We start from the raw sequence: 22,721 nt of genomic DNA, 5'->3' as shown, positions 1-22,721 counted from the left end.
CTCAAAGACAAGGTAGGGCACCAGGAGTACCTGCCTCTCGGTTGGATGCGTTTCGGCGATCAGAGCCGGGAAGTCCCGCGCACGCCGACCGTCCCCTCGATCCTGGCGACGATCTCGGCGTGTTCACGGGGTGCCGCCGGCGCGCTGCGGCCGTACCGCGCGGTGGCCGGCGTGACCGCCAGGGACATGAGATCCGCGAACGTCTCCGCCTCCAGTTCCTGCACGCAGTCATAGGCCGTACGGCCGAGCATGGTGGTGATCAGCTCTGGATCGAGGTCGGGCAGCAGGGACGCGTAGCGGCCGCCGGCCGGGCCTGGGCCGGACCCGTGCTCCAGGAGCATGTGGCCTATCTCGTGCAGGACGATGTGCTGCTGATGCAGGATCGAGGTCCCCTGCTCGTGGAATATGTAGTCGGCCTCGGCCGCGCTGACCCATATGCCGCAGGGCGTGCCCACCCCGGTCGTGAGGGGAAGCAGCCGGATCGGACGATTCCGCTGCTGTCCGAGCCGGTGGCAGAACCCGTCGAGGTCGAATGGCTCGGGAACATCGAGAGCGTCCACCAACTCCTGGCATCGATTCAGCACGTCGCGGCGGACCAACGCGTGATCTCCCGTCTCGTCATGGAGGCATCCCAGGGTCACGGCATCAGGCGGCGCCTCCAGTCGCGAACTGCCCTAACGAACTGCCCTAACGATCGTCCTGACCGCCCGGCGGCCGACCGGAGCGCTGCTGTTCCATGCGTGCCGCGCTGGTGATGATCTCGGTGATCATTTGCCTTCCCTCGGGTGACAAGTCCGCCAGGGCGCGGAGCGTCGCGTTCCCGATTCCGCCGTCGCGCATCAGAGCGAGCAGCGATAGCTGCCCTTCGATGCGCTCGGCCTCTTCGCCGTCGCCGAAGTAGCCGATAGGCACCTTGAAGAAGGTAGCAAATGCGTTCAGCGTGCGCAGAGTGGGATTCGGCTGGCGCCCCGTCCGGAGCTTCCAGACCGTGGACCGCGATATCACCTCGTTGGTCGCTCCCTGCACCGCGGCGGCCACCTCGGCATCGGATGGTTGCTGCGCGCCATCGGCCGGCCACATGTGGCAGATCAGCCAGTTGATCTTGTCCGCCAGAGACCGGTGCGGTTTTTCGGCTGACACAACGTCCTCCACTGCGGGGAAAGCGGTGACTGATCACCGCGAAAGCCAAGGTGGGGGGTTATCTGACGCCGGATCGGCGGCGAGCTGCGAGGGCGGGACCGCTCGATCGGCTGCTTGACGCTGATCATCAGCGTAGGTTATGAAACAGGTAAGTGCTACTTCGATCTACAGATGCAGCGAGATGTTGCTTACAGTCGCAAGGTGAGCCTGATGTGTAGAGATCTGCCGAGGTGTCCTTTCGAGTGAGGTTGAGGGCGCGCTGCGCGCGCGTGATTCTCCGGGTTGCCGCCCCCGAGTGAATCCGGACAGAAGAGGACATTATTCCCCCGTGCACGTCCGCTTTGGGAGAGGTGTGAGGTGAACGGCTGGCTGATCGTCCAGCAGTGGCCCGGAGAACCGGCGGCCGCTCTCGCAGTGATTGGCGCCGCCCTCCCGTGGCGGCCGCGATGATACGCGTTTTCCTTGTCGACGACCACCCGCTGTTCCTGGCCGGCGTGAGGGCCGCGCTGGAAGGCGCGGGGATGAACGTGATCGGTGAGGCGGATACGGGCGAGGCCGCCTTGCGGGCACTTCGGCGGTCCGAAGTGCAGGCCGATGTGGTGCTGCTTGAGCTCCGGCTCTCCGGGATGTCGGGCGTAGAGGTGATCAGGGAGGTCAACGCCGGCGACGCGCGGCGGCCGCACCCCGGAGTGCTGGTGGTCTCGCTGCTTGAGGACGACGACGCGGTGGTCGGCGCGCTGCGGGCGGGCGCCCGCGGCTACATGGTGAAGAGGGCCCCGCTGGACGAACTTCTCCTGGCCGTGCGCATCGTGGCCGATGGGGGAGCGGTGCTCAGTCCCACGTTCGCCTCGCGGCTGGCGCTCTATTTCACCGAAGTGCACGAGCTGCCCCATCGTGCCGCTTTCCCCGAGTTGACCGACCGGGAGCGGGAGGTCCTGGACCTGCTCGCCCGCGGTTACGACAACCGGCACATTTCACGGAAGCTGGTGCTGGCGGAGAAGACCGTGCGCAACCACATCTCGCATGTCTTCTCGAAGCTCCAGGTTTCCGACCGTGCGGCGGCGGTGGCCCGAGCGCGCGACGCCGGCCTTGGAAGCGAAGAACACGGGGTGCCCGGCGCCAATGGCGGACGAACCACTTCCGGCTCCGGACAGCGCTCACTCGGCGAATCCGCGCACGCCGGGAAACTCGATCCCTGCCCCACGGGACATGGGCGGGAACGCTGTCCCAGGCGCCTGGGACAATGGGACACGTAGTTTCAAGGTGTCCGAGGAGATGAGGGCACTCCGCTGGATCGGTGCTCTCGTCGCGTCTCCAATCGAAAGGATGGTGTCAGCGCCATGACCGAGACCGGCGGTTATGAGCCGCCTATCGTGAACGAGGACGACGGCATCTACGAGCCCCCCGTCCTGACGGCGGCCGGAGGCTTCGCCGAGCTCACCCTCGGCATCCCGAAGCCGCACCGCCCGCTCGACCTGCTCCTGAAGTGGGCGCCTTTCCCATAACCAAGCGGGGGACCAGACCGATGCAAGGGGGCGCGCCCCCTTGCATCGCGTCCCCATTGTTGAGGAGATATGGACTTTCTCGTCCTCCCCGATGGCCCCGAAGCCGAGCCGATCCTCCAGCGAGTCCAGGGCCGCGAAAAGCGCCAGGTCATATCGCACCACTCGGGACGCCCGTGGGTGGTGGGATCCTGGCGGAAGGAAGATCTCGCCTTGGTCACCGCGGGCCGGCGGAAGCTGGCTCTTTTCGGCCCCACCCGCTTCGATGCCAAGGCTCTTGAGCGGACTCTCGACCGCGCGAGCTCGCTGCGTTCTCTGGACTCCGTGGCTCGGGCCCTTCCGGGCAGCGCGCATATGATCGCGTCGGTCGACGGCCGGACGCGCAGCCAAGGCACCCTGTCGACGGCCCGGCAGATCTTCTTCGCGGACATCGACGGTGTGACGGTGGCCGCGAGTGGAGTCCGGCCGCTTTCGATGCTGGCCGAATCGCGGCTCGATGAAGACGCCCTCGTCCTGCGGCTCTTAGAGCCGGTTCCGCCCTGGCCGCTGAGCCGGCGCCCCGTGTGGACCGGGATCAGCCAATTGGAGATGGGACATTGGCTGGACGTCGACGCCGGCGGCCGGCACCGGAGGGTCCGCTGGTGGGAGGCCCCTCCGCCCGATCGGCCCCTGAGAGACGCGGCGGGCGGGCTGCGCGAGGCGCTGCTGGAGGCGCTGGCCGTCCGCGCGAAAGGCCACGGACCGATCGGCGCCGACCTTTCCGGGGGAATGGACTCCACTGGCCTTTGCTTTCTCGCCTCCGCCGCCGGGGCCGATCTGATCACCTACCATCGCAAGCCCAAAGACCGGTCCAACGACGACACGGTATGGGCGCAGCGGGCGGCGAAGCATCTGCCCTTGGCCCGCCACCGGATCGTCGAGGCACCGGGGACGCTCGCATGGTGGGGGGACGTCGAGGGCGGTTCCACGCGCCGGGGCGACGCGGAAGGACCGGGGACCTGGTACCACATCCGCTCCTACATGGAGCACCTTGCTCAGGCCGACGCGTCCGAGGGGGCGCGCCGCCATCTGATAGGGCTCGGGGGCGACGAGCTCTTCATCAGCCTTCCCACCTATCTCTGGTCGCTGGTCCGCGCGCATCCGCTGAGGGGGCTCCGCGTCGCCAACCAGCGGAGGGCCGCGAATCGGTGGGGCCTGCTCTCGACCGCGCGGGGGCTGCTGGACCGGTCTTCGCTCGGGGAGTCCCTGATCCGGGCCGCAGACGAGCTCACGGCCCCTCTGGAAGCGGCTTCCCAAGCTCCTCTGGGATGGGGGGACGGCCTGCGCATGCCGCCATGGGCCACGAAAGAGGCCGTCGGGGCCGCGAGCCGGCTCCTCCGGGCAGAGGCGGCGAAGGATCCGCACCCCTTGTGCTCCGACCGGGTCCGCCACCAGATGCTGGAGTTCGCCGTCCACAGCGGGGGGACGATCAGGCAGCTGAGGCTGGCGTTCGCCGATCTCGGCGTCGAGTGGGACGCCCCGTATCTGGATGACCGGGTCATCGAGGCCGCGCTGTCGGTGCGGATCGAGGACCGCGCGGCCAGAGGACGGTACAAGCCGCTGCTCCGCGCCGCCATGACCGGCGTCGTCCCGGACGAGATTCTCGAACGCCGCACCAAAGGGGAGTACAGCGCCGACGAGGACGAGGGACTGCGGCGCAACCGCCGATCCCTTCTCGGACTGTGCGACGACTCGCGCCTCGCCCAATTGGGCATGGTGAATGCCGACCGCCTGCGGGCCGCTCTGATCAGCCTGGGCTCCGATTCACCGCAGATGCCTCCGCTCGCGAACACGATGGCCTGCGAGTCCTGGCTCCGCTCTCCGAGTTCTGTCGCCCCCATGGCCGCGTTCCCCCAAGGAGACCCACGATGACCGTAGCTCTCTCACGCGACGTCTCGGCCACCGATCTCGACGATGGACTCGCGTTACTCGACCAGCGAGGAGGCCGGTACTTTCGGCTCAACGTCACGGGCGCGGCCGCGCTGCGGCTGTTGCTGGAAGGGTTCTCGCCCGAGGAGGCCGCCGAGTCGCTGGCCGAACGGTTCCCGGTCCCGGCCGAGCGTGCCCGCACCGATGTCGAGACACTCCTGGAGAGCCTGCGCCAGGCTCGTCTGGTGGTGACGTCATGACGATGCTGACCACCTCCGAATCGCCCGTCGCGCTTTCCCGGCGCCTGCGGGTGACGGCCTGCGCCGCCGTCGCCGTGGCCCGCCTGCTGGTCGCGCTGTCGCCGCGCCGCCTGCAAATGGCGCTCAGGCTCCTCCGCACCGGTTCGCGTCCGGCGAATACCGCCCTGGCGCTCAACGCGCGTCAGGCCGTGGTGACCGTGAGCGCGCGATGCGCGGGCCAGGGCTGCCTTCAGCGGTCCGTGGCGACGGCGGTGCTGTGCCGGTTGCATGGAGGGTGGCCCGACTGGTGCACTGGGGTACGGAGCCGACCATTCCGCGCGCATGCCTGGGTGGAGGTCGATGGAGCCGCCATCGGCGAAATCGATGACATGGCCCTCTTCCGGACGACCATGAGCGTGAGGCATCCCGGAGCTGGAAAACTCTTGTGAGAGCCACTGTCCCCCTCGCCGTCCTGACCGAGGGCCTGCGCAAGAGTTACGGCGGGACGGAAGCGGTCGCCGGATTGGACCTTTCCGTTCCCGCCGGACAGATCTTCGCGTTCCTCGGGCCCAACGGCGCGGGCAAGACGACCACGATCGGCATCCTGTGCACTCTGCTTCGCCCTAACGCGGGACGGGCGGAGGTGGCCGGATACGACGTTCTGCGGCAGCCGGAAGATGTGCGCCGTCATATCGGGCTCGTCTTCCAGGAATCCACACTGGATCGTGACCTGACCGGCGAGCAGAACCTGCGCTTCCAGGCCGACCTGTTCGGCTTGTCCCGGCGCGAGGCCCGCCGGGCGGTCGCCGCCATGCTCGAACTCGTCGATCTCACCCATTGCAAAGACGCTCCGGTCAGCACCTATTCCGGGGGCATGCAGAGACGCCTGGAGATCGCCAGAGGACTGCTGCACGCCCCCAGGGTGCTTTTCCTGGACGAACCCACCACCGGGCTTGATCCGCAGACACGCGTGGTCATCTGGGAGCACCTGCACCGTCTCCGGCGTGAGGAGCACATCACCGTCTTCCTGACCACGCATCACCTGGAGGAGGCGGAGAACTGCGACCAGATCGCCATCATCGACGAGGGAAGACTGGTCGTGGAAGGGAGCCCGAGCCGGCTCAAAGCCGAAGTCGGCGCCGACCTTGTCGCGCTCCGCACCGGGAACGATGAGGCGGCCGCCCGTGCTGTGCGCGAACAGTTCGGTTTCGAGGCCACCGCTGGGCCCGGGGGTGTCCGATTCCGAGTGACCGGCGGTGCGGAGTTCGTGCCCCGGCTGTGCGCCGAACTCCACGTCCCCGTGCACTCCGTGACCGTCACCCCGCCCACACTGGACGATGTGTTCCTGCGTCATACCGGTCGCACCATCCGGGAGGCCGACGATACGCCATCCGTCTTCTCAGAACTGTGAGGGAGAGCGAATCTGTGGCTCGTGATGGCGTGCACTACCAGAAGCCGACGTCGACGAGCGGTGCGCATCCGGTGGCCTTGACCACCGCGGTCACCAGCCGCCGGCGGCTGGCACGAGATCTGCGCACCATTCGTGTGCAATGGCAGCGTGAGATGATCCGTCTCCGGCGCAACCGGCTGAGCGCTGCCATGGGTCTTCTCAGCCCGCTGCTGTACTTGCTGATTCTCGGGACGGGGCTCAGCTCGGTCGTCGCGGCCGGCGGAGACGGTTCCGGCGACTTTCGGGCGTACCTCTTCCCCGGTGTGCTTCTGATGGCGGCCCAGGCTCCCGCGTTGACGGTGGGAGCGTCCATCGTCTGGGACCGCCAATCGGGCTTCCTGCGTCAGATGCTGGTCCTGCCCGTCGGCCGTCCCGCACTTCTCACAGGGCTCTGCCTGGGGGGCGCGAGCACAGGCGCGGCCTCCTGCGTGCCCGTTCTCGTCCTTGCCGGACTGGTGGGGGTTCCTTACGACCTGCGGCTCCTGGTCGCCCTTGTGGAAGTGGCGCTGCTGTCGTTCGCCTTCGCCACTCTTGGCGTTCTGATGGCGGTGTGCATCAGGCGGCTCGAAACCTTTCAGGTCGTCGCCGGGCTCAGCACGGCACCCATGCTGTTCCTGTCCGGCGCGGTGTTTCCCGCGAGCGGCCTGCCCGGATGGCTCGGCGCCGCCGTCATCGCCAATCCGCTGACGTACGGTGTCGATGCTTTGCGGCGCACTCTGCCCGGCCCCCTCGATCTCGGCGGGCAGGCGAGCGGGCCCGGATGGGGAGGTTGGACACCGCCGGTATTGCTGGAGTTGGGAATTATCGCGCTTCTTGCCCTAGCGGCACTATGGGTGGCAACGTACCGCTTCTCCCGGCCCGAATGACTTAGCGGAGTGGGATCTCCAGCGGGATCTCTCGGGGGGACCGTCCCCTCTGAGTGGCGCTGAGCAGGCGCGATTATCGCCGGTACAGGAGGCTGTACCGGCGATTGGGTAGCGTGCGGCACTGTCGCGGGCGGCGGTTTTAGCGAAGCTTATCGGCATGACAAGATGTGTGTTCTCGGGGGCCCTCGCGCTTGGCGCGAAGGGGGACACCAGGGTCTGCGCGCCGGCGCGGCCGGCCTGGCGCAGGGACGTGACGTGATGGAGACGATCGCCGTCGCGGTGCACGCGCCCGACCCCATCTCGTACGCGGGGGTCGTCGGCGGACTGCGCCACCGTCCCGAGGTGAGCCTGGTGGAGGAGGCCGACGCCGTGGTCACCGTGGTCGTCGCCGAGGCCGTCGACGAGCAGGTCAAGAGGGTGCTGCGGCGGTTCTCGCGGTCGATCGGCGCCCGCTCGGTCCTGATCGTCGGCGACCTCAAGGAGGCGCACCTGCTGGAGGCCGTGGAGTGCGGCGTGGTGGCGGTGCTCTGGCGGCGCGAGGCCGGGCCCGATGGCATCGCCCGCGCCATCGTCGCGGCGGCCGGCGGCGACGGCAGCCTGCCCCCGGATCTGCAGGCGCGCCTGCTGAAGCATGTCGGCCGCATCCAGCGCGGCGTGACCGGTCAGGGCCTCGCCGCCGCCGGGCTGGTCGAACGGGAACGCGAGGTGCTCCGCCTCATCGCGGAGGGGCTGGACACCTCCGAGATCGCCAGGAAGCTCGCCTACTCGGAGCGGACCGTCAAGAACGTGCTGCACGGCCTGATGACCCGCATGCAACTGCGCAACCGGGCCCACGCGGTCGCCTACGCCATCCGGGAGGGCTACATCTGATGCGCCGCGAAGTGGACGACGCGCTTCTCGCCGGGCGCCTCGGCCCGGCTCCGTCCGCGGGCTCGTCAGTGCCGCCCGTGAGCGCCGAGCGCCGCCAGGGTCATCGCCGTCAGCCGGTCGAGGTAGTCCGGGCCCACCGGCGTGCCGATGATCAAGGTGCGCAGCGCGAGGGGCCCGGCCATGACGTCCAGCGCCAGGTCGATGTCCACGGCGGGGGGAAGGTCGCCCCGCTCGATCGCGCGCTGGAGCAGCGCCGTGGCATTGCGCCGGCGCGGCTCGGAGACCCTCGTCCGCAGCATGACGGCGAGCTCCGGCGTGTAGGCCATCTCGCCGATCAGGTTGCGCGCTATCGCCGCCACCTCGGGACGGGTCAGCGCGTCCCACGCGTCGGACAGGAACGCCTTCATGTCACCCGCCAGGCTGCCGGTGTCGGGCATCGGCAGCGCGTCGACGGCGAACCGTGAGATGACGTCGATGACCATGGCCTCCTTGGACGGCCAGCGACGGTAGATCGCCGCCTTGCCGATACCCGCGCCACGGGCGACCGCGTCCATGGTGAGCCCCCGGTAGCCGCGGCTCGCCAGCTGCTCGACGACGGCGGCCACGATCGACTCCGTCAGCTCGGGCCGGAGAACGGCGGCGCCCCTGGGGCTTCCTCCGGATCTTCCGTCGCGGCTGTCGTCCCGGACCGCCATGCCCTTCTCCCATCCTCGGAACGAGACCGTTGCGTTCCAACGCAAACCGAGGTTAGCTGGATTCGGGCCCGACCGCCACCGCTGAGGAGCCAGATCATGGTCAACCGCACCGCCGCCGAGCAGCACGGCGTCCACGAGAACCCCCGGCCGGCATGACCAGCCCGCCGGCGTCACCGGTCGGCCACGGCCCGGGCGGCCCAGCACCCGCGAAGACCCGCCCCGGCTCCGCGCGCCGGCTCGGGCCCGCCCTGGCCGTTCTCGCGACGGCCCAGTTCCTGGTCGTCCTCACCACGTCGATCGTGAACGTCGCGCTGCCCGCCCTCGGGACGGGACTCGGGCTGTCCACGGTCGGGCTGTCCTGGACGGTCAACGCCTACGTGCTGGCGTTCGGTGCGCTGCTGCTGCCCGGAGGCCGGCTCGGCGACCTCCTGGGACGGCGCACGATCTTCCTGGTCGGGACCGCCGTGTTCATCGCGGGCTCGGCGGTCGCGGGACTGGCGGGCGGGCCGGCGGTGCTGCTGGCCGCTCGCGTGGTGCAGGGCGTGGGCGCGGGACTGCTCGCGCCCACCGCCCTCGGCCTGGTGCTGGCGCTGTTCCCGCCGGGGGCGGGCCGCGCCCGCGCCATGGCGGTGTGGGGAGCGGTGTCGGGTACCGGCGGCGCGGCGGGCGTGCTGTTCGGCGGGCTGCTCACCGAGGCCGCCGGCTGGCGGTGGGTGTTCCTGGCCGGGATCCCGATCGCGCTGGGCGTCCTGGCCTGCGCGCTGTGGCTCGTCCCGCCGGACACCCCGGCGGGCGGACGGATCGACCTGCCCGGCGCGGTCGCGGTCACCGCCGGGCTGGCGCTGGCGACCTACGGGCTCTCCGGCGCCGCCCGCGACGGCTGGGCCGCGGCCACCGTCCTCGGCCCGCTCCTCGGCGGCGGCATCCTGCTCGCGCTGTTCGCGTTCTGGCAGACCCGGGCGGAGTCGCCCCTGGTGCGGCCGGCCGTGCTGCGGATGGGCGGCGTCGCGTCCGCCAACGCCCTGATGACCCTCGTCGGCGGCGTCTGGATCGGGCTGTTCTTCTTCCTGCCCCTCTACCAGCAGAAGGTCCTCGGATACTCGCCCGTGAAGGCGGGGCTGACCCAACTGCCGCTGGCCCTGGCGATGACCGGCGCCTCCTGGCTCACACCGCGCGCCGCGCGCCGCCTCGGCTCCCGGACGGCGCTCGCCCTGTCCCTGGCCCTCGCCGCGGGCGGGCTGCTGTGGCTGTCGCGCACCCCGTCCGGCGGCTCGGCCGTCCTGGACCTCGCCCTGCCCTCCCTGCCCATCGGCATCGGGCTCGGCGCCGTGTTCGTCCTGCTGACGAACCTGTCGGCGGCCGGCGTCCCGCCCGCCGACGCGGGCCTGGCGGGCGGGCTGATCAACACCACCCGCCAGATCGGAGGCGCGCTCGGCCTCGCCCTGCTCACGGCCGTCGCCGCGCCACCGCGAACGCACGCGTCACCGGGCGCGCTCGCCCATGACTACGGCGCCGCCCTGCGCGTCGCCGCCGCCATCGCGGCCCTCGCCGCGCTGCTGTCCCTGTTCGTCCGGAAAGAGGCACGAGAGCCATGACCAAGCCCTACATCAGCGGCCACTACACCCCCGCCGTCGACGAGATCTCGGCGACCGACCTGCCGGTGCGCGGCACGATCCCGCCCGAGCTCGAAGGCCGCTACCTGCGCAACGGCCACAACGCCAAGCCGGGCGTCACCCCGACGCACTGGTTCCGCGGCAGCGGCATGATCCACGGCGTCCGGATCCGGGGCGGCCGCGCCGAGTGGTACCGCAACCGGTGGGTGCACACCACCGCCTTCGACGACGACGCTCCGCTGTTCCGCCCCGACGGGTCGCTGGACCTGGCCGCCAGCGCCGCCGCCACCCACATCATCGAGTACGGCGGGCGGCTGCTGGCCCTCCAGGAGGTCAACCTCCCCTGGGAGCTCAGCCCCGAGCTGGACACGATCGGGACGTTCGACTTCGGCGGCACCCTCAAGACCGCGATGACCGCGCACACCAAGGAGGACCCGGTCACCGGCGACCTGCATTTCCTGTGCTACTCGCCGTTCCCGCCGCATCTGGTCTACTACGTCGCCTCGCCCGCCGGGGAGATCGTCCGGAACGACGTCATCGAGGGCGCAGGCCCCGCCCTGATGCACGACTTCGCGATCACCGGCGAGCACGTGCTCTTCATCGACTTCCCCGTCGTGTTCAACCCGGCCGAGCAGTCCGGCATCCCCTACCGCTGGAGCGACGACTACCCCGCCCGGCTCGGCGTCATGCCGCGCACCGGGCCGCCGCGGGTCCAGTGGTTCGAGGTCGAGCCGTCCGCGCTCCTGCACACCACCAACGCGCACGTGGACGCCGCCGGCCGTATCGTCCTGGACGGTCCGCGCTACGACCGCGCCGCCTGGGAGACCAGCTGGAAGTGGTGGGTCGGCGCCCCCGGCTACGCCCCGGTGCCCGTCGCCGGCGTGACCTCGCACCGCTGGACGCTCGACACCGCCACGGGCAAGGCGGCCGAGGAGCGGACCGACGACCTGGTCACCGAGTTCCCGACCATCGACAACCGGCGCATCGGCCTGCCGAACCGGCACTCCTACGCGCTGGCCTTCCCCGGCGGCGGCCTCGACGGCTGGGCCGTCGTGAAATACGACCACCAGGACGGCACGCGGCGCCTCTTCGACCTCGGACGGGACCGGCTGCCCAGCGAGCCCTACTTCGTCCCCGCCGAAGGCGGCACCGACGACGACCACGGCTACCTGATGACGATCACCAGCGACCTCGCCTCGAACTCCTCCGAGATGCTCATCCTCGACGCCGGCGACCTACACGAACGCGCCGCCATCCAACTGCCCCGCCGCGTCCCGGCCGGCATCCACGGCTCCTGGATCCCCGACTCCGACCTACACTGACCCCCGCCGACCGCTGACGGGAGCAGTTCCGGCAGCCACCAATTCGGAGGGGGCGGTATCCCCTCCGGGCCAGCCTCCGTCATCTGTCCAAGCAGCTCGACCACTGCCTTGGGCACGCCCGGCCCCGGCGCCGCGACGACCTGACAGATGCGGCACGATCGGGCCCGTCATCTACGGCCGCGCTTCAGGGCCTGTGGCATGGACCTTGTCGAGCTGCGGTGAACAGGCTCTAACGGTGCGGTCAGGGGGTCCGGGCCGGCGCTGCACCAGGTCCTCCTCGGAGAGCCTCGGCGCTCGCTGCGGACCCCGGTCGGCACGCATGCGAACCTTCCCGGAATACACGACACAGGGTGTCGTGATTTGCCGGGAGGCTTATCGAAGCGACGTCAAAGGTGACGATACCGAGCCGATGGACCTAAATGGAGCTGATGCGACCTCGCCGCCTCCGGCAGGACCGCCGGTCGAACCGCCACGAGGAGCAGGCAGGTGGGTGATCCGGTGTTCAGAATGGTGACGATCGGCGTCTATGGCTTCGACGGCGAGTCCTTTCTGCGGCGACTGCGGTACGCGGACGTTCGCCTCCTTCTGGACGTACGCCAGCGCCGCGGTGTCCGCGGACCCGAGTACGCCTGGGCGAACTCGCTCCGGCTGCAGGCGGCCCTCGCCCAAGCACAGATCGTCTACGAGCATCACCGCGAGCTGGCCCCGACCACGGAGCTACGGCAGCTCCAGTACGCCGAGGATGGCCGCCAAGGGGTCGGCAAACGCTCGCGCCGCGAGCTCGCCGCCGAGTACGCCCGCCGCTACACCACCGAGGTCCTCGACCGCGCCGACCTCGCGCCGATCGTGTCGGCGCTGCCGAGCGTCGGGACCGCGGCGCTGCTCTGTGTCGAGCGCGACTCCGCGGCCTGCCACCGCTCGCTGATCGCCCAGCGACTGACCGAGCGGCACCACGTCACAATCGAGCACGTGCGCCCGTTGTGACGCGTGAATTCCTGGCATGTCCGCTAAGGAGCGTGGGCGATCACCGCCGGGACGTCGCGGGCGCGCGCGACGCCGGTCACGGGTCCGAGCGCCATCGCCAGGAGCGGCCGACGCCCCTTCACGCTGACCGGTCCGGACGTCGTGGCCACAAGCGACGCGAGGAGAGCCATCCGCGCCGCCCAAGGCAACGAACAGCCGCCTGGGGTGGACGCGGGCAGCCATTCCCATGTACGGAGATCCACCCAGCTACGCCGGTCCGAGGACAACGTGCTGCACCAGGTCGGCGACCACGGCGTCATGGTCGCGCGTGGTGAGCCGTCCGCGACCGAGCACCCATCGCGGGCGTATCGCCTTTGGTGATGCGGGTGTCCGACCCATCCGCTAGCATCGAACATGTGTTCTACTGCGAGCGTGATGCGTCCGGATAGCCGGACCGATGCCGTGATCGGGCGGCCGGAGAGACCCTCCGGCAGGCCGGACTCTCGACGGAAGGCGGACCTGCGATGACAACCTCTCCCGACGTCCTCCCCACCCCCGTCCAAGCGATCGTGAGCGCCCAGGCACGCCGGCGCCCCGTCACCATGATCACCTCCGATGCCGACGGCTGCCCCCGGGCCTGCCTGCCGGCCGACGGGGACCTCCGCGTGATCGACGACCAGCACCTGCGCGTGGCCCTCTGGCCGACGAGCCCCACCGCGGTCAACCTGGAGCGCGGCGCCCCCGTCCTGCTCATCGCCACCGCCCCGCCGGACGTCCACCTCGTCCACGCCACGGCTCGTCGGCTGGTCAACGCCGCCATGATCTGGGCCCACTACGAGCTGACCGTCACCTCGTCCCAGATCGCCGACCACGGCACCGCACCCCAAGCGCAACCCGCGCAGTTCAGCAATACCACCAGCACCCGCGGGGAGGTCTTGGAGATGTAAAACGACGACCCGCACCCACCACCGGCGTCCCCGGCGCGGTTCCACCGGCGCGCCGGGCCCCTTGGCCACCTCCAATACAGGACGACAGGGGCGAAGCGCCAGCTCCGACGGTCCTCGTCGCGGAGCAAGCAGATCGGCTCCACCTCGGACAGTCGGCGGCAGGGTTACCGGCGTCCGCCGAATTCCCACTCGTGGACCTCGATGCCGGCGTACTGGTCCGGGGCCAGGACGGCGCGTGCCGCGTCCGGACCCGGCGCCCGGACCAGTGCCGCCGTGCCCAGCCAGGTGGTGCCGTCGTCGGACAGCAGCGGCCCGTAGGCGATCAGCTCGTCCTGATCGGGCGGGACGGCGAGGTCGGTGTCCTTCTCCGGGCCGAGGCCGAGCACCAGGAACCGGTCGCCGCCGGTCCGGCCGCCGGGGAACTCCCACATGGTGCGTCCCAGCATGTTGCGCCATCGGCGCAACAGCACGTCCCGGTACGCGCCGGCCTGGTAGCCGGGCTCGTCGAAGGCGAACGCGCGGGCGGCGACGGGATCGGGCAGATCAACGATGTGCACGCTGCCGGTGGGCGTCTCGTCATCGCCGGCGAAGGTCGGGCCTCGGGCGATCAACTCCGCTGCGTATCGGTCCATGTAAGACCAGTGCTCTTCCAGCAGTTCGTAGCGCAGCGCTACTGAGCCGGGCCGATCGCGGTGGTAGCAGAAGAACTCCATGCCCACAGTCTTCACCGAAGGCTCTACCCATGGGGTGAGTGAGCTGGCCGAAGAGCTGTCGCGGCTGCTCATGCCCATCGTCGCCCACGATGCGGCGGCGCTGGCGGCCACCCATCCGTCGGCCGGCGCCGATCTCGCCTCGTTCAGTTTCTGGCATGGCTTCGACCCGGACTTCGGCCAGGACTACCCGGCAGCCAGATGCAGATGCTGCTCAGAGACCACCGAGGTTCCTGGGGCGGGCTGGGCCTGCTGCGCGCCAGGGGCGCACGTCCCTTCGACGCCGCCGACATCGCGCGAGCGGCTCGGCTGGGCCCCGCTCTGACGGCGATCCTGCGCCGCTGTGCCACCCGCGCGCCGCTGGTCTCCGCCGTCTCGGTGCCGCCCACCGGCGTCGTCCTCGTCGGCCCCGACGAACGGATACGAGCGGCGACGCCCTCGGCTCTGGCATGGGCCGAGCACATGCGCGCGCACGTCCGAGCTCCGGAGTGGATCACACTGGCGTCGGTGACCGGGCTCGCGATGCGGGCACGCCGCCTGCCCTCCTCCTCGGACGCCGGGCCGCTGGTGATCGGTCCGGCCGCCGTCTACGGCGGCTGGATCAGCGTGGAGGCCCAGCCGCTCGACGACGACATCGCCATCGTCATCCAGTCGGCCCCGCACTCCCAGGCTCTCGCGGCGTTCTGCGACTGGTACGGGCTCACCCCACGCGAGCGCACGATGGTCACCCACCTGTGCGATGCGTTCTCCGCGAAACAGATCGCCCGTCTCGCCGGGCTGTCCCTCCACACCGTCAACGACCACCTGAAGACCATCTACCGCAAGACGGGCGCCACCGGCCGTGACGAGCTCACGGCCGCCCTCAACCGCTGAGCCTGTGCTCCAAGACCGCGCAGCCATTGCGGCTTCTGACAGACCGTGGCGGACCGCTGACAACCGGCTGTACGCGACGTTCGGCGCTGCGTGCGGCCATCCTCGTGGCACGAACGGGGTCAACGGGCGTCGTGGACCAGCAAGGCCGGCCGAGTGCGGTTCTCCAAGCCGAGCTTGCCGAGCGCGTGAGCTTCACTCTCCAGGGTAAGCATCGGAGGTCGAAGTGAGCTGAGAATGGGAATCGGCCACCATCCGGATGAAGGTTTCGGCGTCGGGTCCGCCTAGGACTTCGCACAGGCGCTGGCGGAACGCGAGCTCTCCGAGTACCTCGCGCTGGCGGGCCAGGACGGCCATGTCGCCATCGATATTCTTCCCGGCCTCGGTACCGAAGATCACGCTCAGTGCGGTGTAGCCGACCGCAAGATATACCTTGTCATGCTTCTCGTAACTCCGCCCGAGCCGCCGAGCCAGCTTGGCCTGCGCGGCGGCATCGCTCGGCGAGCCGTACCTGTTGAGGCCAAGAGTGCTTGGAAGGCAGTAGAAGACCAGGAGCACTAAAGCGCCCAGATACGGGACGAATCCAATGAACCACCAGCCTCCCGAGTGATCGCTGTCGTGAAGTCTGCGGACGGCTGCTCCCAGCGTTGGGATAATGAATATGAGGATCCAGGAAAGAAAAAAGGCCACGTTCTCGAGCGTCATGGTGAGAGAGAGGCATAACGCAAAAGCGAGCCAGGAGGAGAGCGCAAACCACCAGTACTCGGAGCGTGAAGTCCGGCCGGACCATGAGAACGTCCGGCGGAATCCCTGCTGGACCGCTATATGTGGCTTCATTGGTCGCCTCCACCGCTCGTCGTGCACGAGAACCGTACGCAGCTCTCAGCGGGACCCCTCCCCATCCGTCAGTCGGCGCAGTCCTGGGCGGAAGAGAGACCCGAGCCCCGGGCGGCGCGCGCCATGGGCGGTGGTCCGCGGGGTTGCGCTCAAGTTGGCTTGAGTGTGCAGCATGGGGCCCGCGATTCACTGTCGATGGGGGAGACGAATGGACATCGAGACACCCGTTCTCGTGGTGGGCGGCGGTATGGCCGGCATGTCGATCGCGGCCTTTCTCTGCCACCAGGGAATTCGCCCGGTCCTGGTCGAGCGGCACCAGGGGCCGTCCAGGCTGCCTCGTGCGCGCACCATCAATGCCCGGACGATGAAGCTGTACCGCACAATGGGCTTGGAAGGCGTTATCCGAGCCCGTCCATCGGTGTACGCCGAGTGGCCGGGCATGGCGCGGACGGACACGGTCTCCGGGGAGGAGAAGTTCCGCCCGCGCGCCGGCGAGTACACGCCTCCCGATGTCAGCCCGGTGACGTGGGGGCCGATCAATCAGGACGAGCTGGAAAGGGTCCTGTGCGACTACGCCCGCGAGAACGGCGCCGACATACGGTTCGGTACCGAACTGGTGTCCTATGACGCCGGCGACGCCGGCGTTACCGCGCGGCTCCGTGAACGGGCGACCGGGGTGGAGCATGTGGTGCGAGCCGCGTACCTGGTCGCCGCCGACGGCCCCCGCAGCCGCATTCGCGAGCGGCTCGGCATTGGTTTCCGTGACTTTCGTGGCATCGGGACGGTTTGCCATTACGCGAACGTGTTCTTCCGGGCCGACCTGACCGAGGCGACACGCGGCAGGCCGATCGGGTTGTGGTTCCTTGAGCGGCCGAAGCCCGGAACCGTTCTCATGCCGCGGGACACGAAGGGGACGTGGGTGCTGATGCTCCCGTTCAGCCCGGAAAGCGGAGGCGATCTCTCCGACGCGGATTGCGTCGACGGCGTGCGCGCCGCCACCGGGCTGGACGACGCCGAGATCGAACTGCTGTCCGATGTTCCCGGCGAGCCGCGGAGGATACGCACCTGGGAACTCGCCGCCCGGATCGCCGACGGCTACGGGCGCGGGCGGGTGTTCCTGGTCGGTGACGCGGCCCATGTGATGCCGCCGACCGGTGCGTTCGGCGCGAATCTCAGCGTCCAGGACGGGCACAATCTCGCCTGGAAGCTCGCGCTGGTCCTGAACGGACGGGCAGGCCCGGACCTCTTGGCCACCTACGAGGCGGAACGCCGTCCCGTCGCCGAGTTCACCCTTGACCAGGCCCTGCGGCATCTGCGGGAGAGCACCGGTATGGGGGAGGGCGGCGACGGCACGGTCGACGAACTCGAAGTGATCTTCGGGTACACCTACCCTTCCGCCGCGTCCTCGCAGGTCGCCCCCGCGGCGCTTCACCCCAGGGCCGCCTCTGGGCTCCCCGGAACACGGGCACCCCACATAGAGCTGACCCGTGCCGGTCGGACGATCTCGACCCTCGATCTGTGCACCGGCCGCTTCGTGCTGATGGCGGGCGGCGACGGCCAGGGCTGGTGCGACGCATTCCGGCGTTCCGCGCAGCGCCTGAGCCTGCCCCTCGACGCCCACAGCGACGGGGACGTTGAGAAGGGCTACGGGATCGAGGCGGCCGGAGCCGTCCTGATCCGTCCCGATGGCTTCGTGGCCTGGCGGAGCCCGCAGCGGGCGGACGACGCCGACGCCGTCGCTCATGGGGTGCTGACCGGCCTGCTCCACCCCTGACGGCGGCGGGTGAGGAGACTCTGGCAGGCTTCGTTCATGGATTCTCGGACCGATGACGCGGCGGACCACGGCTGGCTCGGGGCCCCGATCGACGCCCGCCCTCTTTTCGCTCCCGAGCACGCCGAGCTGATCGGCACGCTGCGCGCCCTCGCGCCCGGCGACTGGCGCGAGGAGGCGGTGCCGGGCTGGAACGTGCGTGATCTCGCCGCCCACATCCTCGGCGACTGCTACTGGCGGCTCGCCGGCGGCCGTGACGGGCACCGGGAAGGACCCGTCCCCGCGCCGGGCGAGACGCTGGAGAGCTTCCTCCACCGCATCAACCAGGAGTGGGTGGACGCCTTCTCCCGCGTCAGCCCGGCCGCGCTCACCGACACCCTGGACTTGATCGGCCGGCAGACCGTCCGGTTCTTCGAGGCCACCGACCCCGGCTCCACGTCGCTGGGGGTGTCGTGGGCCGGTGCCGACCCGGCGCCGATGTGGCTGGACAGCGCCCGCGACTTCACCGAGTACTGGACCCACCGCCAGCAGATCCGCCATGCCGTCGGCCAGGGCACCGATCCCGAACCCCGGTTCCTGTCCGTGGTCCTGGACACCTTCATGCGCGCTCTGCCCCACACCCTGCGCGATGTCCCCGCGCCGGCGGGCACACAGATCCAGGTCCGGGTGGACGGCCCGGCCGGTGGTGCCTGGACGGTCACCGCCACCGGGGCCCGCTGGTCCCTGGCCGAGCCGGACAATGGACGTCCGGCGGCCCTCGTCCGATTGGACGCGGAGACCGCCTGGCGCCTGTGCACCCGCGGCGTCCAGCCGGACGACGCCCTCACCCGCGCCCGCATCGACGGCGACCGCGAGCTCGCCGAGGCCGCGTGCCAGATCGTGTCCATCATCTACTGACCGCAGCCGCTCCGTTCCAACGGCGGTCACCGGCTCGTCACACGACGGAACCGGGCCGCGCCCTTCCCGTACGAGGGCGCGGCCCGGTCGACCGGATCAGCGTCCGGGGCACTTCTTCCACTCGAAGTGGTAGATGGTGTTCACGTTGCCGTCGGTGGAGTCGAAGGAGATGAAGCTGGTCTCGTCGGGCTTTGAGCTGCCCTTGTCGACGCGCAGCTCGGTGTTGATGTTGAAGTTGCGGTCCTCGCCGCAGGGCTTCCAGACGAGTTCGGCGACCGGGGTGCGGTCGGTGAACTGCCAGTTGTCGGAGTACTTGCCGCGGATGTTGTGGGCGACGGATGTCGACTGCGGCATGCCCTGGTGGTAGTAGTTCGCGCGCTGCTGCGCGGTCGCGCCGTTGGCCAGGTTCGCGTAGCCCCGGTAGTCGGCGCTGGCGATGGCGTAGGTGAATCCCTGCGGGATGTGGACGGCGAGGCTGAGCTGGCAGTTCTTGCGGAGGTCGGTGGGGTTGGAGTTCCCGCCGGCCTGTGCCAGGTACTTGCTGTAGGTGACGGTGAACGAGGTGTTGTCGCGTGCCGCGGACACGGCGGCGGTGCCGGCGGGGCAGCCGGAGCCGTTCACCGTGAGGACCCGAATGGTGATCTCACCCTTCGGGGGGTCTTTTGGCGCCGCCGCCGCCGATGCCGCGGGGGCCATACCCGCGCACAGCACGAGAGCGGACAGGCAGGCTGCCGAAGCAGTCACTCCCTTGCGCATGGATTTTTCTCCTTCAGTGTTGGGTTGCCCGGATTATGGGCAGGGCTTCCAGGCGAAGTGATAGGTCGTCTTGATGCTGCCGTCGGTGGAGTCCATGGCGATGAAGCTGACCTTCTTAGGGTCGGCATCGCCCTGGTCCACTCGCAGCTCGGTGTTGATGTTGAAGTTCCGCTCCTCGCCGCATGCCTTGTATACGAGCTGGGACACATCCACCTTGTCGCTGGACTGCCAGCTCTTGTTGTAAGGGCCGGGTACGGGGTGCGAGAACTGTCTGGTGCGCGAATCGCCTTGGAAGTAGTAGCTGGCGAGCTGGGTGGCGCTCACGCCCTTCTGCAAGGAGGCGTAGCCGCGATAGTCCGTCGACGAGATGGCGTAGGTGAAGCCCTGCGGAACGTGCACGATCATGTTGATCTGGCAGTTCTTGCGGAAGTCGATCGGGTTCGAGGCGCCGCCGGCCTGGGCGATGTATTTGCTGTAGGTGACGGTGAAGGCCTCGTTGTCTTCCGACAGGGCGATCGCGGTGCTGCCGGGCGGGCATCCGGAGCCGTTGACGGTCGCGATCTCGATGGTGACACCCTTGGGGCCGCGTCCGAGCAATTGCTCGGACGCGGCGGCGGCGGGGGCGACCGTCGCCGCGGTCATGGCGAGCGCGGCGGCAGCGGCGGAAATGGCGATCCCTTTACGCATGCGGTTCCTCTTCGCTGGAGAGCGGGCGCGATTTACTTCTTCGGTGGCCGAAGAGGCGGGTGCCTGATATCCGGATTAAGCAGGCACCTTCAATGGGGTAGATCCAGGATCTCAACGGAGAGTAACTTTCGCGTCAAGTGCTGTCAATCATAGGTTTTCAACCTATTTCGATCCGCCTTCAATTGACAAGCAAGGGCGCCTCGTTCAATTTGGTCATCGATTATCGAACTTCAATACCTTCCTTTTGACAAGGATCGTTCCATCGGGCTTTCCGGCCGCCGCCAGGGCTGTGAGCAGGCGAGACGCGCATCGGGGAGTGGCCGGAAACGGTCGCCCTGCCCGTCTTGACTCCCCGGCACCGGCCGCCCGACCCGCCGCCGGCCACGCGCGCGCGGGGCCGCGGTCTCCAGGGGCGCGGCGCACGGTGATCACCTCGGTACCCAGGGCGGCGGAGGTTTCGGGGCCGTCCGATGCGTTCGGCTGTGAGCGCACGATGACAGGAAGCTCACCTGGGCATCGTCCGGCGGGGCCGCCGGGATCGGGGAAACCGCCATGGGCGCGCTCGAACAGGTCATTTCCCGGAAACGTCCGGCGCCGACGGGTATCGGGCCGGACGGCAGCGTGTTCTTTGTCAGATGTGCCGCGAACGACGCGGCCGACGCGGCCGCGCCAATTGCATTCTTCGATCCCCGCGGGATGGCCGTAGCCGCTGAACCGCCGAAGTCGCGGAGACCGGTCTGGTGCTCAGTTGACCCCTGGAGGTTTCGCGCCGAGGAACCATGCCCCGGTGCTCAGGCGGTCGCGGACGGGGGGGAATTCGCGGAGTTTACCGGTTTCGGCGGGCGGCAGGGCGCCGGCGCCGGAACCCAGGATGACGCAAACGGCGATGAAGGCGCCGACCAGGGTGAGGAATCCGAAGAAGACCCAGTTGATCGCGAAGAGGCCGAAGCCGACGTAGGCACCCGCGGCCACCGTTACGGCGGCGGAGCCGAAGACCGTCAGACGCCGCCGGACGTGCGCGGAGCGGCAGGGGGCGCAGCGGGGGACGTTGACCGTGAGGACCTGCCAGGTGACGCGGCCCATGGTGTGCCGGACGTTGCCGTAGAGCTTCTGCTCGAAGACGCTCCGGTCGCTGGACGGGAGGTCCTTGCAGAACCAGCACGTCGAATAGGACAGATTGCTCCGGACGGTGGCGAGGCTGTCCTTGAGGCGTTTGCGCACGGCTTTCGTCGCGGCCACGGGAAGGGCGCGCTCGATCACCTGGACGGCGGACTTCCAGTCGTCGGTCTCGTTGCAATAGGGGATGACGCAGTGAAGCGTCCGGACGGCGACGTCGTCCTTGGCGCCGCGCAGCACCGGATGGTCCGGGGGAAGGGCGATCGCCAGGGCGTCGAGCAGCGGCGCCGCCTGGTCGAGGAGGCGCTGGGCGGCCTCGGCGCCCTCGGCCGGATCGGCGTCGACGGCCCTCTCGGCCTTCTCCCCGATCGACCTGAGCCGGGCCGCGTCGGGTTCCACCGCGCGGCGCAGGGCCTCGGCGATGTCGAGCCGGTCGAAGCCCGACCGGTTCATGAAGCCGATGTGGGCCTCGGCTTCGGAGCGGCGGCCGTCCCGCAGCGCGGTCACCGCGAGCCGCGCGTTGATCCCGAGCAGTGCTTCGGGGAGGTCCTCGCGCAGGCGGGCGGCGGTTCCGGGGCCCAGGCGCGGGTCGGCGAACTCGCGTGCGCGGGTCTCCAGCAGCATCCAGAACGGGTCGTCGCGGACGACCCGCTGCCAGGTCTCGAAGACCTCGTGCCAGAGGGCGGGGTCGGACGAGTCGAGCGCGCGGGCATGGGCGAGGACGGCCAGGTTGTGCTGGGCCACGGCCGATCCGTCGTCCTTCCAGACGCGTTCGGCCTCGGCCGTGTCGCCGCGTCGCAGGGCGGCGACGGCCTGGTCGGGCCGTCCCGCCTCCAGGGGCCAGAACCAGAAGAACTCGTCGAGCAGGCGGCGCGCCGGATCACGCAGGCGCTGCGCGGCCTGCCGGGTCTCGGCGGGGTCGGGGGGCTCGCCGAACAGGACGGTCTCGGCGGGCGCGTCGGTCTCGAAGCGGCTCGCCACGCGGAGCCGCTCGGTGTGGCGCCGGATGTCGCGGGCGCTCGCGCTCACCGCCAGCCCGGTCACGCGGAAGGCGTTCTCGCGGTACAGGTCCGGGCCCAGCCCGTCCAGGAGGGAGCCGATCACGTCTTCGGCCATGGTCGTCACGCCTGTCCGGCCGCGGAGATCCGCAGGCCGACGGTCCGGTTCCGGGCCGGGGAGCCGCCCCGGCCGAGGGCTGCGGCGGCGCCGAGGCTCGACACCGTGAACCTGGAGGTCGGTATCCCCGCGCCGTCGTGGAGGAGTTCGCGGACGACCGTCGCCCGCAGGATGCCGAGCTCGGTGTTGGTCGCGTACCCGCGGCCGGGGGGCACCGCGCGGCCGTCGGTGTGGCCGATGACGGTGACGGACACCCGTGCCGCGTAAGGTCGCAGCCGCGCCCCGAGGACGGTGAGGACGGTGCGTCCGTCCCGCGAGAGCCGCACGCCGTCGCGGAACAGCCCCTTCTCGAAGGCGACGGAGAGCTCCCCGTGACGGCGCCGGACGATCGTCCCCGGCACCTGGAGGTTCATCTCGGCGAGCACGTCCGGTGCGGGGGACGGGCG

Annotated in this window: 24 protein-coding genes; 15 read left to right on the top strand and 9 right to left on the bottom strand. The window is 69.7% G+C overall.

The window, feature by feature from the left end; all coding sequences use genetic code 11:
- Positions 1 to 59: 59 nt before the first annotated feature.
- Positions 60 to 560 carry a hypothetical protein gene (locus tag E1298_RS11390; protein ID WP_131892135.1) on the bottom strand — a complete coding sequence of 167 codons (501 nt, stop codon included), beginning with the start codon at positions 558 to 560 and terminating at the stop codon, positions 60 to 62.
- A gap of 127 nt (positions 561 to 687) precedes the next feature.
- On the bottom strand, positions 688 to 1,140 hold the full coding sequence (locus tag E1298_RS11385) for a helix-turn-helix transcriptional regulator (RefSeq protein ID WP_131892133.1): 453 nt from the start codon (positions 1,138 to 1,140) through the stop codon (positions 688 to 690).
- Positions 1,141 to 1,574: 434 nt separating this feature from the next.
- Here E1298_RS11385 and E1298_RS11380 point away from each other — a divergent pair, with 434 nt between their 5' ends.
- The 8 genes from E1298_RS11380 to E1298_RS11345 all read left to right on the top strand — a co-directional run bounded on the left by E1298_RS11380 (position 1,575) and on the right by E1298_RS11345 (position 7,975).
- The gene (locus E1298_RS11380) at positions 1,575 to 2,396 is read left to right on the top strand and encodes a response regulator (protein ID WP_243725516.1); all 822 of its coding nucleotides are present in this window, start codon (positions 1,575 to 1,577) and stop codon (positions 2,394 to 2,396) included.
- 84 nt (positions 2,397 to 2,480) lie between these two features.
- Complete coding sequence (locus E1298_RS11375) at positions 2,481 to 2,645, top strand: lasso RiPP family leader peptide-containing protein (protein WP_131892131.1); 165 nt, start codon at positions 2,481 to 2,483, stop codon at positions 2,643 to 2,645.
- A gap of 351 nt (positions 2,646 to 2,996) precedes the next feature.
- Complete coding sequence (locus E1298_RS11370; RefSeq protein WP_165975420.1) at positions 2,997 to 4,553, top strand: asparagine synthase-related protein; 1,557 nt, start codon at positions 2,997 to 2,999, stop codon at positions 4,551 to 4,553.
- Positions 4,550 to 4,810, top strand: coding sequence for a lasso peptide biosynthesis PqqD family chaperone (locus E1298_RS11365; RefSeq protein WP_131892127.1), 261 nt, complete (start codon positions 4,550 to 4,552; stop codon positions 4,808 to 4,810). The genes E1298_RS11370 and E1298_RS11365 overlap by 4 nt, the downstream gene beginning before the upstream one ends.
- Positions 4,807 to 5,238: a lasso peptide biosynthesis B2 protein gene (locus tag E1298_RS11360; RefSeq protein WP_131892125.1), complete on the top strand. Its 432-nt coding sequence runs from the start codon at positions 4,807 to 4,809 to the stop codon at positions 5,236 to 5,238. Before E1298_RS11365 ends, E1298_RS11360 begins: the two co-directional genes overlap by 4 nt.
- Positions 5,235 to 6,200 (top strand): ATP-binding cassette domain-containing protein, encoded by a 966-nt coding sequence (locus E1298_RS11355; RefSeq protein ID WP_131892123.1) that lies wholly within the window; start codon positions 5,235 to 5,237, stop codon positions 6,198 to 6,200. The genes E1298_RS11360 and E1298_RS11355 overlap by 4 nt, the downstream gene beginning before the upstream one ends.
- Before the next feature lie 29 nt (positions 6,201 to 6,229).
- Complete coding sequence (locus E1298_RS11350) at positions 6,230 to 7,105, top strand: ABC transporter permease (protein WP_243725515.1); 876 nt, start codon at positions 6,230 to 6,232, stop codon at positions 7,103 to 7,105.
- A 258-nt stretch (positions 7,106 to 7,363) separates the two neighbouring features.
- The gene (locus tag E1298_RS11345) at positions 7,364 to 7,975 is read left to right on the top strand and encodes a helix-turn-helix transcriptional regulator (RefSeq protein ID WP_131892121.1); all 612 of its coding nucleotides are present in this window, start codon (positions 7,364 to 7,366) and stop codon (positions 7,973 to 7,975) included.
- Positions 7,976 to 8,040: 65 nt separating this feature from the next.
- On the opposite strand, the gene E1298_RS11340 is transcribed toward E1298_RS11345, so the two are convergent.
- Entirely contained in the window at positions 8,041 to 8,670 is a 630-nt protein-coding gene (locus tag E1298_RS11340; RefSeq protein ID WP_131892119.1) for a TetR/AcrR family transcriptional regulator, read from the bottom strand.
- Positions 8,671 to 8,822: 152 nt separating this feature from the next.
- Here E1298_RS11340 and E1298_RS11335 point away from each other — a divergent pair, with 152 nt between their 5' ends.
- From E1298_RS11335 to E1298_RS11320, 4 genes are all read left to right on the top strand, one after another.
- Entirely contained in the window at positions 8,823 to 10,265 is a 1,443-nt protein-coding gene (locus tag E1298_RS11335; protein WP_131892117.1) for an MFS transporter, read from the top strand.
- Positions 10,262 to 11,605, top strand: a complete 1,344-nt coding sequence (locus E1298_RS11330) for a carotenoid oxygenase family protein (RefSeq protein WP_131892115.1) — start codon at positions 10,262 to 10,264, stop codon at positions 11,603 to 11,605. The genes E1298_RS11335 and E1298_RS11330 overlap by 4 nt, the downstream gene beginning before the upstream one ends.
- A 486-nt stretch (positions 11,606 to 12,091) precedes the next feature.
- Complete coding sequence (locus E1298_RS11325) at positions 12,092 to 12,589, top strand: DUF488 domain-containing protein (RefSeq protein ID WP_207944563.1); 498 nt, start codon at positions 12,092 to 12,094, stop codon at positions 12,587 to 12,589.
- 503 nt (positions 12,590 to 13,092) lie between these two features.
- Positions 13,093 to 13,515: a hypothetical protein gene (locus tag E1298_RS11320; RefSeq protein WP_131892113.1), complete on the top strand. Its 423-nt coding sequence runs from the start codon at positions 13,093 to 13,095 to the stop codon at positions 13,513 to 13,515.
- Positions 13,516 to 13,679: 164 nt separating this feature from the next.
- Here E1298_RS11320 and E1298_RS11315 read toward each other — a convergent pair whose 3' ends face one another.
- Positions 13,680 to 14,243 (bottom strand): YciI family protein, encoded by a 564-nt coding sequence (locus tag E1298_RS11315; RefSeq protein ID WP_243725514.1) that lies wholly within the window; start codon positions 14,241 to 14,243, stop codon positions 13,680 to 13,682.
- 189 nt (positions 14,244 to 14,432) lie between these two features.
- On the opposite strand from E1298_RS11315, the gene E1298_RS11310 reads away from it, so the two are divergent.
- Positions 14,433 to 15,098 carry a helix-turn-helix transcriptional regulator gene (locus tag E1298_RS11310; protein WP_165975419.1) on the top strand — a complete coding sequence of 222 codons (666 nt, stop codon included), beginning with the start codon at positions 14,433 to 14,435 and terminating at the stop codon, positions 15,096 to 15,098.
- Positions 15,099 to 15,290: 192 nt separating this feature from the next.
- Here E1298_RS11310 and E1298_RS11305 read toward each other — a convergent pair whose 3' ends face one another.
- Positions 15,291 to 15,932: a DUF805 domain-containing protein gene (locus tag E1298_RS11305; protein ID WP_131892109.1), complete on the bottom strand. Its 642-nt coding sequence runs from the start codon at positions 15,930 to 15,932 to the stop codon at positions 15,291 to 15,293.
- 208 nt (positions 15,933 to 16,140) lie between these two features.
- Here E1298_RS11305 and E1298_RS11300 point away from each other — a divergent pair, with 208 nt between their 5' ends.
- Positions 16,141 to 17,706 (top strand): FAD-dependent monooxygenase, encoded by a 1,566-nt coding sequence (locus E1298_RS11300; protein ID WP_165975417.1) that lies wholly within the window; start codon positions 16,141 to 16,143, stop codon positions 17,704 to 17,706.
- Positions 17,707 to 17,742: 36 nt separating this feature from the next.
- Positions 17,743 to 18,600 (top strand): maleylpyruvate isomerase family mycothiol-dependent enzyme, encoded by an 858-nt coding sequence (locus E1298_RS11295; protein WP_131892104.1) that lies wholly within the window; start codon positions 17,743 to 17,745, stop codon positions 18,598 to 18,600.
- A gap of 96 nt (positions 18,601 to 18,696) precedes the next feature.
- Here the strand turns inward: E1298_RS11295 and E1298_RS11290 are convergent, their stop codons facing one another.
- From E1298_RS11290 to E1298_RS11275, 4 genes are all read right to left on the bottom strand, one after another.
- Positions 18,697 to 19,356, bottom strand: a complete 660-nt coding sequence (locus tag E1298_RS11290) for a DUF4360 domain-containing protein (protein WP_131892102.1) — start codon at positions 19,354 to 19,356, stop codon at positions 18,697 to 18,699.
- Positions 19,357 to 19,389: 33 nt separating this feature from the next.
- On the bottom strand, positions 19,390 to 20,043 hold the full coding sequence (locus tag E1298_RS11285; protein WP_131892100.1) for a DUF4360 domain-containing protein: 654 nt from the start codon (positions 20,041 to 20,043) through the stop codon (positions 19,390 to 19,392).
- 744 nt (positions 20,044 to 20,787) lie between these two features.
- Positions 20,788 to 22,275, bottom strand: coding sequence for a hypothetical protein (locus tag E1298_RS11280; RefSeq protein WP_131892098.1), 1,488 nt, complete (start codon positions 22,273 to 22,275; stop codon positions 20,788 to 20,790).
- Positions 22,276 to 22,280: 5 nt separating this feature from the next.
- On the bottom strand, positions 22,281 to 22,721 hold a 441-nt coding region (locus tag E1298_RS11275; protein ID WP_165975416.1), incomplete at its 5' end, for an OmpA family protein.

This window comes from Actinomadura rubrisoli (genome assembly GCF_004349215.1).
In the GTDB taxonomy this organism is placed as follows: domain Bacteria; phylum Actinomycetota; class Actinomycetes; order Streptosporangiales; family Streptosporangiaceae; genus Spirillospora; species Spirillospora rubrisoli.
Note: the sequence above shows the minus strand (reverse complement) of the source record. Positions and strands in the feature narration are given on the sequence as shown.

Excerpts from the sequence above, each read along its gene's own strand:
- E1298_RS11300 (WP_165975417.1), top strand. The coding sequence starts at position 16,141 with ATGGACATCGAGACACCCGTTCTCGTGGTGGGCGGCGGTATGGCCGGC.
- E1298_RS11370 (WP_165975420.1), top strand. The coding sequence starts at position 2,997 with ATGATCGCGTCGGTCGACGGCCGGACGCGCAGCCAAGGCACCCTGTCG.
- E1298_RS11345 (WP_131892121.1), top strand. The coding sequence starts at position 7,364 with ATGGAGACGATCGCCGTCGCGGTGCACGCGCCCGACCCCATCTCGTAC.
- E1298_RS11290 (WP_131892102.1), bottom strand. The coding sequence starts at position 19,356 with ATGCGCAAGGGAGTGACTGCTTCGGCAGCCTGCCTGTCCGCTCTCGTG.
- E1298_RS11305 (WP_131892109.1), bottom strand. The coding sequence starts at position 15,932 with ATGAAGCCACATATAGCGGTCCAGCAGGGATTCCGCCGGACGTTCTCA.
- E1298_RS11360 (WP_131892125.1), top strand. The coding sequence starts at position 4,807 with ATGACGATGCTGACCACCTCCGAATCGCCCGTCGCGCTTTCCCGGCGC.
- E1298_RS11310 (WP_165975419.1), top strand. The coding sequence starts at position 14,433 with ATGCTGCTCAGAGACCACCGAGGTTCCTGGGGCGGGCTGGGCCTGCTG.
- E1298_RS11320 (WP_131892113.1), top strand. The coding sequence starts at position 13,093 with ATGACAACCTCTCCCGACGTCCTCCCCACCCCCGTCCAAGCGATCGTG.
- E1298_RS11365 (WP_131892127.1), top strand. The coding sequence starts at position 4,550 with ATGACCGTAGCTCTCTCACGCGACGTCTCGGCCACCGATCTCGACGAT.
- E1298_RS11340 (WP_131892119.1), bottom strand. The coding sequence starts at position 8,670 with ATGGCGGTCCGGGACGACAGCCGCGACGGAAGATCCGGAGGAAGCCCC.
- E1298_RS11335 (WP_131892117.1), top strand. The coding sequence starts at position 8,823 with ATGACCAGCCCGCCGGCGTCACCGGTCGGCCACGGCCCGGGCGGCCCA.
- E1298_RS11375 (WP_131892131.1), top strand. The coding sequence starts at position 2,481 with ATGACCGAGACCGGCGGTTATGAGCCGCCTATCGTGAACGAGGACGAC.
- E1298_RS11330 (WP_131892115.1), top strand. The coding sequence starts at position 10,262 with ATGACCAAGCCCTACATCAGCGGCCACTACACCCCCGCCGTCGACGAG.
- E1298_RS11280 (WP_131892098.1), bottom strand. The coding sequence starts at position 22,275 with ATGGCCGAAGACGTGATCGGCTCCCTCCTGGACGGGCTGGGCCCGGAC.
- E1298_RS11285 (WP_131892100.1), bottom strand. The coding sequence starts at position 20,043 with ATGCGTAAAGGGATCGCCATTTCCGCCGCTGCCGCCGCGCTCGCCATG.
- E1298_RS11295 (WP_131892104.1), top strand. The coding sequence starts at position 17,743 with ATGGATTCTCGGACCGATGACGCGGCGGACCACGGCTGGCTCGGGGCC.